The following is a 14,339-nucleotide window of genomic DNA, read 5'->3' on the forward strand; positions in this document are numbered from 1 at the left end:
GGACAAGCCCTCTGGATTGGTTGAGCGAATCCATCGTGCGGTCTAACGCCCTATTGCTGCCCGTATCCGCCTCCGCCGGGGGTTTCAATCGTGAGCACATCACCGGGCTGAACGGAGAGTTCACAAATGCCGGGAAGTTCGATTGGCTTCCCGTCGGCACGTTGTAAAGTGTTATTCCCTAAAGCACCAGGAGAGCCTCCATCCATCCCGTACGGTGGATGCGGCCCACGACGTTCGGTGATTAGTGACAACTCCAGCTCGGTAAGGAATTCCATCCGTCGCGTGATTCCATCGCCGCCGTGATGCTGGCCTTTTCCGCCAGAGCCTCGGCGGATGCTAAATTCCCAAAGTCGCACCGGCAGACGGCGTTCAAGGATTTCAGGATCAGTCGAGCGCGTGTTGGTCATGTGAACTTGCACGGCGCTAGCACCATCACCCGCGGCAGTGGCGCCCGAACCGCCGCAGATGGTTTCGTAATAGCCAAACTTGTCGTTGCCAAAGAGGAGATTGTTCATCGTCCCTTGGCTAGCAGCGGCGATGCCGAGCGCGCCGAGCAGAACGTCGACCACGCGCTGTGAGACTTCAACATTCCCAGCGGCGACCGCGGGACTTTCCTTGGGAGTTGCGCCAGGTGATGGATTGAGTAGCCCTGGCGGCAGGACGATACTCACTGCCCGCAAGGCACCATCATTGAGCGGCAAATCTTCTTCCACCAGAAGCCGGAGGACGTAAAGGACGGCCGCGGAAACGATCGCGGGATTCGCGTTGAGATTGCCATTAACGACGGGGCCGCTGCCGTTGAAATCGATCGTGGCCGCGGACTCGGTTGAATCGGGGTGGAACGTGATCGTTACGGAGATAGGAACGCTACTGCCGTTGGCCGTTTCCAAATAATCCGTAAACGAACGTGTTTGATTTCCGAATTTGGCGAGCGCTTGCCGGACTTTCGTGGTGGCAACATCTTGGATCTCCAGCATCTTTTGTTGAACAGTGGCGAGTGAATAGCGTCTGACGAGTTGCAAGAGATCGCGGGCGCCTTGCTGGTTGGCAGCTACCTGGGCGCGCAAGTCGGCGAGATTCTCTTCCACTCGGCGCGAGGGATACGGGGCATTTGTGAGAAGCTCTTTCAACTCGGCTTCGTAAGAGATTCCATTTCGCACGAGTGCAAAGTTGGATATCAATACGCCCTCTTCGGCAAGCGTGCGCGAACTGGGAGGCATCGAACCGGGCCGCACACCGCCGATCTCGGCATGATGAGCGCGGCAAGCCGTGAAAAATAAGAGCTGGTGAGTTGTCGGGTCGTGAACGGGCGTAACCACAGTGACATCCGGCAAATGTGAACCGCCACGATAGGGATCGTTGGTGACATAGACATCGCCGGGCGCGAGCGAAGGATTCTCGGCAAGGATCGCGCGAACAGTTGCGCCCATCGCTCCGAGGTGCACCGGCACATGGGGGGCATTGGCCACGAGTGTGCCCGTGGCGGTGAAAACAGCGCAACTGTAATCGAGTCGTTCCTTGACGTTCACGCTCAGCGAAGTTCGCCGCAAGACATGCCCCATTTGTTCGGCAATGCCGGTGAACAAATGGTTGAAAATTTCGAGCATGACCGCATTGGAAGCGGCTGCGGCTGTTTGTGAATTGGTGGCGGTATCTGTCATCAAAAGTTCGCCACCGGTGAGCATTTCGCATTCCCAGCCGGATTCGATGACGATAGTCGAGTGTAGATCAGAGATTAATGCTGGACCGGTAAGCGAGTTGCCGGGGATCATGTGGGCGCGGTCGAAGCAGGGGATTTGTTGGTCTTGGCCGCTAAGCCGGCAAGCGGCTGTGGAGGACGGATGAATTTTTTGGGGACATGACTTTATGCTTGGGGGCAATGGTTCAGCTGTTTGTCCAACAGCTTCGACACGGAGGGTGACGATTTCGATGGGCGTTTTGTTGGGGATGTAGCCAAACTGTTGTTTGTGCAAAGTTTCAAATTGTTCGTTGAGTTCTGAAAACCCTCCCCTAGCCCCTCCCTGGAGTACCTGGGAGGGGGATAGGAACGACACATTGAGCGGAACGTCGGTTCCCTTGTAACGCAGATCAAGCGTGCGTTTGATCGCGATCTTTTCCGGAGCGATTCCTTCGTCATGCAGTTCTGCTAACGGTGTACGTTCCAGCTCGGCGAACTTGGCATTTAGCTGAGCGAAATCACAGGCTTCCAGCAATTCGGATCTGCCGTGTGCCGCGTGCCGAGTGACGTCGGCCTGTCCGATGCCGTAGGCGCTTAAAATTCCAGCATCTGGATGATTGAGAACTTGCTTCATCCCCAATTCGCGCGCGACCGCACAAGCATGCTGTGCCGCTGCACCACCGAATGACACCAAAACATAGTCCGCCGGATCAGCCCCTTTGGCGATTGAAATGCCACGAATCGCGCGAACCATGTTGGAATTGGCAATCGCAAGCAAACCCTCAGCGAGTTCCGCCAGCGAAAGTTTTTCACCAGTTCCGGATGCAACTTGCCCAGCAAGTTCTTCGAGTTTCTTTTCAACGGCGTCGTGGTTGAGACGAAATGGAAACCGTTTTTCTATAATCCGACCGAGATAAAAATTAAGATCGGTCACTGTGAGCGGTCCGCCACGTCCATAGCAGGCAGGGCCGGGATCGGAGCCTGCGCTGTCTGGGCCGACGGTCAGTTTCGTGCCATCGAATTGACAAATCGAGCCACCACCCGCCGCCACGGTGCTGATCGCGAGCATCGGCGTGACCAGCCGAACGCCGGCCTTGCGAGTTTCAAATTCGTATTCGTAGTGACCGTCGTAGCGCGACACGTCAGTGCTTGTGCCCCCCATGTCGAAACCGATCGCGCGGTTAAAGCCAGCGGCATCGGCGATCCGTGAATATCCCACGACACCACCCGCCGGGCCGGAGAGCACACTTTGATGGCCATGAAACGCATTGGCACCCACCAATCCTCCCGCCGAAGTCATCAAACGAATATGGCTACCGGGGAGCGACTGCTGCAACTTATCGAGATAAGTGCGCAAAACCGGATTGAGATAGGCATTAACCACCGTTGTTTCCGCGCGAGGAACGATTTTCACGAGCGGCGCGACTTCGCTCGACCGACTGATCTCGGTGAAGCCGACTTCCCGCGCGATTTGTTCGACGAGGACTTCATGCTCGGGATAGAGATCCGCGTGCATCAGGCAAATGGCCAGAGATTCAATGCCGCGTTGCCTTAATTCTTTGAGTTGCTCGCGAATCACTTGCGGATTGGGATCGATCATGATCGTCCCATCGGCGGCGACACGCTCGGTGATCTCAATACTGCACTCGGTGAGTGGCGGTGGTTTTACGATCGTGAGGGCAAATAAGTCGGGGCGTTCTTGCGAACCGATTTCCAGCAAATCGCCAAAACCTTGAGTGATTGCCAGAGCGGTGCGCGCTCCCGTGCGAGTGAGGAGCGCATTCGTGCCGCGTGTTGTTCCCAAGCGGAGGCGAACGGGGGGAATTGGCTCGCTTAAAGACAAACCGAGCAGATAACGAATCGCCAGGACGGGGGCTTCGAGATCGCTTTTGAGCTCGTAGCTCGATCCAATCGGCGGTGAAATTGCCAACGATTGTGCTAGCGTTAGTTCACTGCCATTGGATCGTGAAACAATCGAATCGCAAACAGGCTGACCATTTTGATCGAGAATCGTAAGACGAAAACCCTGCCAGAAGTTGGCGGGATCGTTCGCACGAAGCAGGTCATCAATCCGCTGTGCCGAGGAATGTGCGCTGATTGTGCCTTTCGTGGCACCAGAGCTGAGCAGCTTATGCCGAACAATCGTGCCGTCGGGACGCTTGGCGAGGCAGTCGGTAAACGTCCCACCGACGTCGATCCAAAATTCCCACGGTGATTGAGTCATGGAGCTGAAGTGACTAATTGTTGAAACGCCAAACGCGTTTCAGCATATCACACCGCTTGCCCAAGCCACAGGACTTTTGGCGAGTCGATTAACGGCTGATCGCGCGATTGAAAATATTCCTGATGCCGCCGTTGTTGCCGTTGGCCGTGGAGTTGTTGCGTGGATTCCGGCGGACCAGATTGGCCAGCGATTGTCCCTCGGGCGGATTGACGAAGAATTCCGGATCGTCGATCACCCAAGGGGTCGACCAGTTCGTGCCATTCTCGAAGTTGCAGACGTTGACGAACATGTTGTCAAAAAATTTGCATTCCCAACCATAAGCGAAGCTGCTAAAGAGATGATCGTCTTCAGTGAGATCGTCGGTCCCTTCGCTGGCGTAGTAATGAATGCGGCCATCGGGCGTGTAAGACATGCCAAACGTCCACCAGCCATGCTCATAGATCATCGGTCCAGGCAGATCCTTGCCCGACTGTTGCGCGCGGAAGGCGATTTGAGCAAAGTCTTCTTCAAAATCTTTGCTGGTTTCGCTACGGAACAAAATGAAGAAGCCGGGCCAATAGGCTTCCATTTCGCCGTTGGTGTTGATGCCGCGGCAATCGCCGCGAATGCCGAACGAGGCACCCGTGCGATCTTCCCATTTGTCAAATGGTGGCAAGTAAACACGGACCGTAAAGCTGGGACTCCAATTCACGGGGACGGGTCGGCCGATGCGTTGCATAACGCTCATCAGCAAATCGTCCTGCATTTGTTTCTCAGCCAGTTCGCCGGGGATGCCGGAAAGGCGGGTTCGCAACAGCAGCGAACCTTTGCTTCCTTCGATGCCACCGGGTGGCGTGGAAATTCGTTTGATCAAGTCCGGCTGGCCACGCATTGCACTTTCGTACCAACGGCCATTGCGCGAACGTCCTCCGGGCGGACGTTGTTGCTCGTCCTGCTCGTGACTCGCTTTCGCGCCATTCATCGTGTAGCTCCAACTGGGGTCCTCGAAGTTGTCGCCAACTTGCGAGACTTTAACACCCGTGCCAGGAACAAACGGCTCGTCCGCGGACCAACTAACTTGGTTTAAACAAACGAGAACCGCGATGGTCAAACAAAAGCGTGACATGACTGTGTCCTGCGATGAGCGAGAAAAGTGGTGACCGCGCGGAGCTGCCTCAGCGCAAACCGCCTGCTGGGTTTATCGGCGTGGGGCAGGGGCGCGCTCAACTTTTACTAACCGGAAAAGTCGACCAACTCAGGTATCAGGCGATGATAGCGTGCAGCCGGTGCTATCAGTGCAGGAGTCGCAAGATGTTTTTGTGCCAGCCACGCGTTGCAAACAGGTGGCGATACGCGCATCAATGATCTGCATCATTAAGGAATGCAGGCCCAATGGTGCAGTAACGAGATGGCGCAGGCCGGAGTGATTTTGGGCCGCTTCGGACGCAAGGCGGGGGATATCTTCGTTCCAATGCCGCCCGGGGGACAAGAAATAAGGGAAGACGATCACCAAATCCGCCCCTTGTTTCGCGCAACGTTCGAATGCTGTGGCAATCGACGGCTCGGCCAGCTCCATGTGCGCTGGTTCGACGATGGCCCAACTCGAGTGCTCGCGGAACGCGGCCACGACGTTGAGCAAAAGTTGATTGCTTTCGTCACGGCGCGAACCGTGGTCGACGAGAATCACGGCGATCTTGTCGTGGGGGATACCAAGTTGTGAGGGTGTCAGAGTCATTTAGGCAGTCGGAGATAACATTTCAGAAGTTTTAGTGGTAATTGAATTCCGCTCGCGTTCGGCCACGTGCATGCCAATATCCAGAATTGTCTTACCGATGACCAGCAGCACAAGCATCCACACGGGTGACCCCAGAAATTGTATCAACATTGCCCCGAAAATAATCGCGACATGCAGAATCACGATCCGTCCATAAGGCTGGATCATCAGTTGCATGACGGTCACTCGCCGATACTCGCCACGATAGATGAAATTGGTAAAGAACGAAAACAAATGGCTGGCGGCGAGCGCGGCGACGGCCCAGAGCAGCTTTTCTTGGCGTAGTTGTTCCCAGAAATAAGACCAGGATTCCAAGGGACCGCCGAACATCGCGCCCCCTTTGCCAAGCAGTTCGAAAACAAAGACACCGTGGCCAAAGCAAAACATCCCGTAATGAAAAATAAAGAACGGGATGAAAAAGAACTTTGAGGCGTGATGAAAGGCCGCGAGGTGAGGGGCCTGCTTCTCAAGCATGTCGAGAACTTGCTTGCTGTTGCCTGTGCGCTGCTTGTCGGTGGTTTCAGCCAGTTGAATCGTTTCACGTGACGGCGAGCAGACGATCATCTTGAGCACGTTGATCATGCCGATGATCACGTTCTCGGCCCAATACACCACCACGATGGCAAACGTGCTCCAACCCAGAAAGAGCACTCCCAGCAGCGGGAGGAAATTGGCCGCGATCAATGAGAGGACCGAGGGCTTCCAGAACCGGGCATCATGCCATGTTGGTTTCGTGAAGACGGAATTCATTCTGGCTTGTTTTCCGAGGCCCTGGATCGTGACGAGCGAAGTTTACTCCTTATGGATTCGAGCCGCGCGGCCAATTCTTGCTCGAAGCCGCGATTCACCGGCCGATAGTATTCTCGTTCTACCCCCAAGTAATCCTGAGCTGCGATGCCGTCCTCGGCATTATGGGCATATTCGTAACCTTCGCCGTGGCCCAATCGCTTGGCACCTGAGTAGTGTGCGTCCTTCAGGTGGACTGGAACCGGCACCGTACGCCCTTCGCGGACATCGGCACGTGCTTCGCCAATGGCCACAGTCGCGGCGTTCGATTTGGGAGCGCACGCCAAATAGGCGACCGTTTGCGCGAGGTTCAATTGGCATTCGGGAAGGCCGATGAATTCGCAGGCCTGCATCGTCGCAATCGCCAACGGGAGAGCATGCGGGTCGGCGTTGCCGACGTCTTCGCTCGCCAAGATGACCAACCGTCGCGCGAGAAAGCGAACATCTTCGCCCCCTTCAAGCATCCGAGCGAGCCAATAGATGCCCGCGTCAGGATCACTGCCACGAATGCTCTTGATCAGCGCGCTGATCGAATCGTAGTGCGTATCGCCATCGCGGTCATATTGCACGGCTTTGCGCTGGACACTTTCAGCGGCCAGCTCGAGCGTGAAATCAACCGGACGATCTTCGCTGGATAATACGCCAATCTCCAGCGCTGAGAGTGCCTGCCGCGCATCGCCGTCGCAGGTCTGAGCGATGAACTCCGCGGCGTCATCATGCAAGTTGACGGCAATCTTACCCAGCCCACGCTGGCGATCGGCCAAAGTTCGCTTAAGCAGCGATTTGATGTCATCGGGACTGAGTGGCTGAAATTCAAAAACGCGGCTGCGGCTCACGAGCGCGCTATTGACCGCGAAGAAGGGATTCGACGTGGTGGCCCCCACCAGCACCACAGTTCCATCTTCAACGTCGGGGAGCAGGGCATCTTGCTGCGATTTGTTGAAGCGATGAATCTCGTCGACGAACAGCAACGTGCGCGTCCCTTCGGCGGCAAGCACGTCACGGGCTTCGTCGATCACTTCGCGCAAATCTTTGACGCCACTGGTGACGGCGTTGAGTTGGCGAAAGCGGCATTTTGTTTCGGCTGCCAGCAAATGGGCCAAGGTCGTTTTGCCGGTCCCTGGCGGGCCGTAGAACAACAGCGCGGTCAGCCGATCGGCCTTGATAAGTCTATGCAGCAGCTTCCCTTCGCCGAGGAAATGTTGCTGACCAGCAAACTCAGCGAGCGTGCGTGGGCGCATCCGTAGCGCCAGCGGCTGGGCGCTGCGACGATTTTCAGCTTCAGCGGCTTCAAAGAGTGACACGGCAGGGGCTCTTGGGAACGACGGTTGCTCATATACTTTTGTACAGAACATGTTCCGTGTTTGCTAGGGAAGCAGATTGTTCGGCTAGGAAAAAGCTGAGGCGATTTAAGGTGCCCGATTGCGGATGCCCTGGCTATTCGGGGCTTCTGAAAAATCGCCTTCGCAACACGTGCCACAATAAACCTAAGAGCAAAACACAACTCCCGGTTACCCAGACTCGCCATTCAATCGCGAAAGCCAGGCTCAGGCATGCGAACAATCCCGCCCCGGCCCACAAACGGCTGTAAAGTCGCTGTTCGGAACTGAGCTGCAACGCGGCCAGATTTGTCACGGCGTAGTAGATCAGCACGGTAAATGCGCTGAAACTCCAAGTGGTTTTAACGCTGCCCGTGGCTGCGAAAACGGCAATGAGTATGCCCACGACGATAATGGAGGTAGAGAGATCAGCCGTTTTCGCGGGCATATCTCCACGACGGCCCATGGCGAGCATTACCCGAGATAGGCCAAGCACCAAATTAAGCAGTACGCCCAGCATGGCTGTCATCGCTCCAACGGCAACGACCTTATGGACCTGGAAGGGGAAATCACGCGCGATGATTTCCAACGGGGCGGCAGATTTCGACGTGCTGGCTTGGAGTGTCTCGACTCCGGCCGAACCAATGGCAACGACAGCGACGGCGATGTAAATCAATGCCGATACGATCAACGTGAAGATGATCGCGCGGGGAATGGTGCGCTCGGGTTCGAAAACCTCCTCGCCTAAGGTTGCGATACGTCCATATCCTGTGAAGGCGACAAACATAAGTGCCGTGGCATGCAGCAGCGAGGTTGTTTCAAGTTCCATCGATAAGCGGGCGGTGGATATCTGCGATACGCCACAGATCACAAAGGCTAGCAGCGAACAGAGGGTTATGCTCACAACAACAACGTTGACTTGATTGGATAGGCGAATCCCAGAGAGAACGAGCAGCGTCATGGCAACTACCGTCACAAGAGCAATGGCGGTGAGATAGTCCGTATTGAAGCCAGTCAGATTTGATAAGTAGCCGGCAAAGCCCAGCGCCGCCGTAGCGGCCGAAGCTGTTTTGGCACAAAGAAACATCCAACCCGCGGCAAAGCCCAAGGTTGGGTTCAAATATCGATAGCCATACTCATAAGTGCCGCCGCTCACGGGATGATTGGCGGCAAGTTGTGCGCTGCTCAGGGCGTTGCAAGTGGCAACGAACGCGGCAAGTGCGATGGTCACGATTACCGAGGCACCGGCAATGCCAGCGGCGATCCCGATGCTGACAAACACACCCGTACCGATGATCGAACCCAAGCCCATCATCGTCGCGCCAGCGATGCCGATTTCTCGTTTGAGCGGCTTAATTTCCATATTACATTACGAGATAATGTCCTGGCTCTCGCCCGATGATAGATTTGAGAAGAGGATATCCGTTTGGCTAATTGAATGTTCGTGTTGCTGACGAGCCACTTCTATGAAAACTTCATTTTCAGGTCCGATCATTTTAATTCGCTTGTTGGTTGGGAGTGTCTTTGTTTCAGAAGGGATACAGAAGTTCTTGTTTCCGGGAGAGTTGGGGCGGGACGCTTCGCGAAGATCGGCATCCCTTGGCCTGAGCTGTTGGCCCCGATTGTGGGGAGCGTAGAAATTGTGTGTGGCGTACTGGTGCTGTTGGGGCTCATGACGCGTCTCGCGGTGATTCCTTTGATCATCGTGATGCTCACTGCGATCACGACCACCAAGATTCCAATCCTTTTGAATGAGGGATTCTGGAAAATGGCCCACGAAGCCCGCACCGATTGGGCGATGCTATTAAGTTGCCTGTTCTTGTTGATCGTGGGAGGGGGTGCAGCATCGCTCGATGCTAAGATTTTGAGCCGATCGCTACCAAAACAGTGATTTGCTGATAAAAGCCACACCATGCTTACAATCGTTGTACGCCGTGCCGGTTGCCCCGCCTAGGGAGCCGGTAATACCGGCAAGGTTTGTTATTTTCAAGGAGAGTGGTAAACTGCGCCGATGCGACGGAAGGCCAAACAGCCTCTTTTGTCGCATTCCCGCCAACCTCCCGCCTTCCCCAACTGAAGCGCCGTCTCCCATGAAACACTATGATTGTGTCGTGATTGGAACTGGTCCTGCTGGCCAAAAAGGTGCCATCCAGGCCGCGAAGCTCGGCAAGCGCGTCGCCATTATCGAAAAGAATCAGGTACTCGGCGGAGCCCAAATCAACACGGGAACAATCCCCTCCAAAGCCTTGCGTGAAGCCGTCCTCCATTTGACGGGCAACTCGCGTGGCCTGTTCGGCGAAGTGTCGCGGCCCAGAAAAGACATTACGATCGCCGAATTGGTGAGCTTTTCGCAGCGCGTGATTCGCCATGAATGGGCCGTGATCCGCGACCAATTCGACCGCAACGGTATTGATTTGATTTGGGGCAAGGCCCGATTCACGGGACCACATGAAATTGCAGTCGAGGGACCTAACGGGGAAGAGCGCGTGTCGGCCGATCGCTTTCTGGTGTCCGTGGGAACCAAACCCGCGCGGCCCGATTCGGTGCCATTCAATGAACGAACCATTTTTACGAGCGATGAAGTGCTCAAGCTTACTTCGCTACCCAAGACCATGATCGTCGTGGGTGGTGGTGTGATCGGCACGGAATACGCCTGCATTATGGCGACCCTCGGCGTGCAGGTGACACTGGTCGAAGGCCGTAATCGGGTGTTGGGCTTTTTGGATTTGGAGATTGCCGACGCATTTCAATACTTCATGCGGCAGCAGGGGATCACGCTGCGGCTCGGTGAAAAAGTCGAGCGGATTTGCGAAGTCGAATTCCAAAACGGCACGCAGCATCATCTCGTGCAAGCACAACTGGAATCGGGTAAAACCTTGCGGGCACAAACGCTGTTGTATGCGGTTGGTCGTCAGGGCGTTTGCCAAGATATCGGTTTGGGTAATGTTGGCATCGAATTTGATGATCGTGAGCGACTGCAAGTCAACGAGTGGTATCAAACCAGTGCCGAGCATGTGTACGCTGCCGGCGACGTGATTGGCTTCCCGGCCCTGGCTTCGACTAGCATGGAACAGGGGCGGCGAGCGATTTGCCATGCCTTCGGCTGCCGCGACGTGGCGAACTACAACACCTCGTTATTTCCCTACGGGATTTACGCGGTCCCCGAAATTTCGATGGTTGGCAAAACTGAAGAACAGCTTACGTTTGAGGGTATTCCCTACGAAGCAGGCATCGCCAATTACCGCGAAATCGCACGGGGGCAGTTGCTCGGCGACGAATTGGGCATGCTCAAGATGCTGATTCACCAGGAAACGCATAAAATTCTCGGAGTTCATGTGATAGGGACGGGCGCGACGGAGCTCGTGCACATCGGGCAGGCCGTGATGGCACTCGGTGGTGACGCTGAATTTTTCGTGAACAACGTGTTCAATTTCCCGACTTTGGCGGAATGCTACAAAGTGGCGGCGTACAACGGACTTAACAAACTCAACCACGTCTATGGTGGTGCATCCGAACCGGCTGCGGTAAGCTGTGGGTCTGTCTGAGTACTCGATGGATTTCTTCAAAGTTTAGTTTTACGCACGTCTCATGCATCTGTTTACCTACGGCACATTAATGTTCCCCGAGGTGTGGCGACGCATCTCGATTGGCGAATTTCCTTCGCAGCCCGCCGTGTTGCGTGGCTATGCCATGTATCGCGTCAAAGACGCGGTCTATCCCGGCATCATCCGTGGCGACGACGCGGCGGAAGTGCAGGGGTTGGTGTATGCCGACCTCGATGAAGACACGCTGTTTGAACTCGATACCTACGAATCGAGCTTTTATCAGAGGTTGCCAGTCACGGTGAAAACGGCCGATGGTTCGGACTTAGAATGCCATGCCTATATCGTGCCACCGTCACGGCGTGACCTACTGACCGACGAAGGCTGGGACCGCGAGTGGTTTCGGCACAACGAGTTGGATCGATATCTCAACGGCTGAAAAGCATAACGGGATTCGCCGTCGCGGAATGTCTCTAACCCCACGATTCCAGTGGACCGATGCTCACGGTGGTGTGCTTGCTGAGTGGAAAGTCGCGCATCTCGGCGTGAACGTCGGCAAGCTGCACGGCTTGCAGGGCCTGGAGATCGTCGGCTACGCTGTGATACTCTCGGCGATGTAGCCAGTTGCCGCCAACGTTGAACAAACGATTGCGTGGGCGTTCGCTGCCCAGCACGACTCGCGATTTCACTTTGCTTTTGGCTTGGTAGAGTTCTTCCTCGGTAAAGCCGTCGCGTTCGGCGATTGCTTGTAGCTCTTGCAAACGAGCAAAATTCTCGGCGGCATCTTCGGGGTTGCAGCTCACCCAAGTGAAGTACATGCCGGCCCCTTGGTATTCGTAATGACCCAGGCTGGCAGTTTCCACCAAACCGGGATCAACGAGGTCCCAATACAACCGACTGCCGGAATCGTCGCCAAAGATCGTGGCGAGCAGCTTTGCGGCGTAGCGGCGAGCATCCTCAGCTGCGGGGGCATCGGCCAACTGCAGAATATACTGCTGGGCCGACGAAGATCGAGTCATCAGATGGAAAGAACTTTGAGATTTTGAAACCGGAACTTCACGCACCGCGGGGCAAGATTTCCAGGCACCGCAACGCGCTTCCACCTGTTTAACCAGCGCGTCGAAATCGATCTTCCCTGCCGCGGCGACAAACATGTTGTTGGGGGCATAGCGCGATTCAAAATATTCGCGCATTTGATTCACAGCCAAACCACCGACGGTTTCTTCCGTGCCCAACACGCTGCGGGCGAGCGGATGCTTGCCGTAGTGTAGCTCCTTGATTTTATCGTCCATGCCGAAAGGGGGCTGATCGGCATACATCTGGATCTCTTCGATGATGACTTTCTTTTCCATATTGAAGTCTTCATCGCGCAGACTTGGCCGCATGATGTCGGCGAGAATGTCTACTACTGGCTCCTGGTATTCCGGCAAGACCGAGGCGTAATAAACGGTGTTCTCTTCGCTTGTGAACGCGTTGTAGTGCGCACCCAGCTCATCGAAATCACGATTCACATCGTCGGCCGAACGTTTGGGCGTCCCTTTGAAGACCATGTGCTCAAGAAAATGACTCACACCAGCAACTTCGTCGGTTTCATCACGCGCGCCCGTGCGAACAAAAAAGCCAAGCCCCACCGAGTGGGCGGCGTCGTTGCATTCGGCGACGATTTCCAGGCCATTGTCGAGCGTATGACTACGAAACTTCACGCGGCAACTCCAAGGGGGTCGGGCCCAAAGTCGCAAAGGTAAAATCTTGCGGTGGGTGTTGTTCCAGATATTCGTTGATCATCGTGCTGGTCAGTTCATCGACCATACGGCCCACTTCTTCGAGCGTGCGTACGCGGCCCAGATGATACCACTCGCGGGCAATCGCTCCGCTGCGGGCGCTTGTGGATTCCTGCTGCATGATGAGTCCACTTTTAATGCGGGCCTTGAGCCGTGTGAGCTCCTCGGCTAGCACACCTTCGCGTAATCGCAGGAGTTCAGCAAACGTGACATCCAAAGTTTCCTGGGCACGTTCGCTGGATGTGCCGGCATAGCAAAGCACCCGCGCGCGATCGAGCTGCGTTTGCAGCGATGCGCTGACCGTGTAACACAAACCACGTTTTTCACGGACTTCGGTGAATAGCCGCGAACTCATCCCACCGCTAAGCACACCCACGGCTGCCCACGCCCGCATGTAGTCGGGATCGCGGTAAGGAACCGTCGGATACGCGATGCCGATGTGGCATTGATTCCCGTCATGATGCGTGTGGGCTTCGCTCGATTGGGGCTGTGTCTCGGCAATAGCGGGGACATCGTTCGCTTTCCAATCGCCAAACAGCGTTTCGATCCGTTCAATCAACTGTGGCCACTGGAAGTCACCCGCCACGCCCAAGATGGCGGTATTCGGGCGGAAGTATTTCGCCCAGTGCGATTGAACATCCTCGTCGGTCGATGCACTCACGCCCTCTTCGGTGCCATGGCTCGAACGTCCCCAAGGTTGTGGGTAAGTGCGATTTCGCAACTCCACCATCAAACGCTGGGCCGGTTCGTCGTTGATGCCGTTGATTTCTTGCAGACAAACTTGTTGCCCCGCTTCGATTTGATCGGCGGGCAAATGGGGTCGGCGAATGATATCCGCGTATATCGAAAGTGCTTCGTCGAGATTCTCGCTGAGTGTGGCGGCACTGAAACTGATTTGCGAGGCGCCGACCGATTCGCCGCGTTCAACACCCAGAATTTCCAGGTCGTTGATCAAGGCCCGGCTGTCGCGACTTCCGGCACCCCGCAAGACCATGTCGCAGACTAGTGAAGAGAGTCCCAATCGATTTGCTGGATCGGTGGTGTAACCCGAGGGAACAAGCAGTGTGATCGCAGCGGATTGCACCGTGGAGTTGGGTTCGCCGACGAGGATCATGCCGTTGGCGAGGCGATGGGAATAGATGTCGTTGTGAGAAACTTGACTAGTTACGGTCATCAAAGCGGCTTGGTTTTCTATGCAACGAGACCGGCGGAGCGGGCGGCGTGACAGCGTGCTTTCAGCTTACCGGGAAAACTAG

The 14,339-nt window shown here is 55.6% G+C and carries 11 protein-coding genes and 1 pseudogene; 4 read left to right on the forward strand and 8 right to left on the reverse strand.

What is annotated here, in order from left to right:
- Positions 1 to 50: 50 nt before the first annotated feature.
- The 6 genes from AC6T8Q_RS11830 to AC6T8Q_RS11855 all read right to left on the reverse strand — a co-directional run bounded on the left by AC6T8Q_RS11830 (position 51) and on the right by AC6T8Q_RS11855 (position 9,123).
- The gene (locus AC6T8Q_RS11830; RefSeq protein ID WP_500679276.1) at positions 51 to 3,902 is read right to left on the reverse strand and encodes a hydantoinase B/oxoprolinase family protein; all 3,852 of its coding nucleotides are present in this window, start codon (positions 3,900 to 3,902) and stop codon (positions 51 to 53) included.
- An 88-nt stretch (positions 3,903 to 3,990) separates the two neighbouring features.
- Positions 3,991 to 5,007: a hypothetical protein gene (locus AC6T8Q_RS11835; protein ID WP_500679277.1), complete on the reverse strand. Its 1,017-nt coding sequence runs from the start codon at positions 5,005 to 5,007 to the stop codon at positions 3,991 to 3,993.
- Positions 5,008 to 5,136: 129 nt separating this feature from the next.
- Positions 5,137 to 5,616 (reverse strand): CbiX/SirB N-terminal domain-containing protein, encoded by a 480-nt coding sequence (locus AC6T8Q_RS11840; RefSeq protein WP_500679278.1) that lies wholly within the window; start codon positions 5,614 to 5,616, stop codon positions 5,137 to 5,139.
- Positions 5,617 to 6,405, reverse strand: a complete 789-nt coding sequence (locus tag AC6T8Q_RS11845) for a DUF6498-containing protein (protein ID WP_500679279.1) — start codon at positions 6,403 to 6,405, stop codon at positions 5,617 to 5,619.
- Positions 6,402 to 7,745 carry a replication-associated recombination protein A gene (locus AC6T8Q_RS11850; RefSeq protein WP_500679280.1) on the reverse strand — a complete coding sequence of 448 codons (1,344 nt, stop codon included), beginning with the start codon at positions 7,743 to 7,745 and terminating at the stop codon, positions 6,402 to 6,404. Before AC6T8Q_RS11850 ends, AC6T8Q_RS11845 begins: the two co-directional genes overlap by 4 nt.
- Before the next feature lie 133 nt (positions 7,746 to 7,878).
- Complete coding sequence (locus tag AC6T8Q_RS11855) at positions 7,879 to 9,123, reverse strand: APC family permease (protein WP_500679281.1); 1,245 nt, start codon at positions 9,121 to 9,123, stop codon at positions 7,879 to 7,881.
- Between the two features lie 75 nt (positions 9,124 to 9,198).
- On the opposite strand from AC6T8Q_RS11855, the pseudogene AC6T8Q_RS11860 reads away from it, so the two are divergent.
- From AC6T8Q_RS11860 to AC6T8Q_RS11875, 4 genes and pseudogenes are all read left to right on the forward strand, one after another.
- A pseudogene (locus tag AC6T8Q_RS11860) lies at positions 9,199 to 9,432 on the forward strand (DoxX family protein); the annotation flags it as partial.
- Complete coding sequence (locus AC6T8Q_RS11865) at positions 9,433 to 9,651, forward strand: hypothetical protein (RefSeq protein WP_500679622.1); 219 nt, start codon at positions 9,433 to 9,435, stop codon at positions 9,649 to 9,651.
- A gap of 199 nt (positions 9,652 to 9,850) precedes the next feature.
- Positions 9,851 to 11,305 (forward strand): Si-specific NAD(P)(+) transhydrogenase, encoded by a 1,455-nt coding sequence (gene sthA, locus AC6T8Q_RS11870; RefSeq protein WP_500679282.1) that lies wholly within the window; start codon positions 9,851 to 9,853, stop codon positions 11,303 to 11,305.
- Between the two features lie 43 nt (positions 11,306 to 11,348).
- Positions 11,349 to 11,741, forward strand: coding sequence for a gamma-glutamylcyclotransferase family protein (locus AC6T8Q_RS11875; protein ID WP_500679283.1), 393 nt, complete (start codon positions 11,349 to 11,351; stop codon positions 11,739 to 11,741).
- A 34-nt stretch (positions 11,742 to 11,775) separates the two neighbouring features.
- On the opposite strand, the gene AC6T8Q_RS11880 is transcribed toward AC6T8Q_RS11875, so the two are convergent.
- Complete coding sequence (locus AC6T8Q_RS11880; protein WP_500679284.1) at positions 11,776 to 13,005, reverse strand: M16 family metallopeptidase; 1,230 nt, start codon at positions 13,003 to 13,005, stop codon at positions 11,776 to 11,778.
- Positions 12,992 to 14,257 carry a M16 family metallopeptidase gene (locus AC6T8Q_RS11885; RefSeq protein ID WP_500679285.1) on the reverse strand — a complete coding sequence of 422 codons (1,266 nt, stop codon included), beginning with the start codon at positions 14,255 to 14,257 and terminating at the stop codon, positions 12,992 to 12,994. The genes AC6T8Q_RS11880 and AC6T8Q_RS11885 overlap by 14 nt, the downstream gene beginning before the upstream one ends.
- Between the last annotated feature and the right edge of the window lie 82 nt (positions 14,258 to 14,339).

Source organism: Bythopirellula sp., from assembly GCF_041737835.1.
In the GTDB taxonomy this organism is placed as follows: domain Bacteria; phylum Planctomycetota; class Planctomycetia; order Pirellulales; family Lacipirellulaceae; genus Bythopirellula.

Bases quoted from the DNA above. Each gene is read 5' to 3' on its own strand.
- AC6T8Q_RS11855 (WP_500679281.1), bottom strand. From the start codon at position 9,123: ATGGAAATTAAGCCGCTCAAACGAGAAATCGGCATCGCTGGCGCGACG.
- AC6T8Q_RS11875 (WP_500679283.1), top strand. From the start codon at position 11,349: ATGCATCTGTTTACCTACGGCACATTAATGTTCCCCGAGGTGTGGCGA.
- AC6T8Q_RS11865 (WP_500679622.1), top strand. From the start codon at position 9,433: ATGACGCGTCTCGCGGTGATTCCTTTGATCATCGTGATGCTCACTGCG.
- AC6T8Q_RS11835 (WP_500679277.1), bottom strand. From the start codon at position 5,007: ATGTCACGCTTTTGTTTGACCATCGCGGTTCTCGTTTGTTTAAACCAA.
- AC6T8Q_RS11840 (WP_500679278.1), bottom strand. From the start codon at position 5,616: ATGACTCTGACACCCTCACAACTTGGTATCCCCCACGACAAGATCGCC.
- AC6T8Q_RS11845 (WP_500679279.1), bottom strand. From the start codon at position 6,405: ATGAATTCCGTCTTCACGAAACCAACATGGCATGATGCCCGGTTCTGG.
- AC6T8Q_RS11885 (WP_500679285.1), bottom strand. From the start codon at position 14,257: ATGACCGTAACTAGTCAAGTTTCTCACAACGACATCTATTCCCATCGC.
- sthA (WP_500679282.1), top strand. From the start codon at position 9,851: ATGAAACACTATGATTGTGTCGTGATTGGAACTGGTCCTGCTGGCCAA.
- AC6T8Q_RS11830 (WP_500679276.1), bottom strand. From the start codon at position 3,902: ATGACTCAATCACCGTGGGAATTTTGGATCGACGTCGGTGGGACGTTT.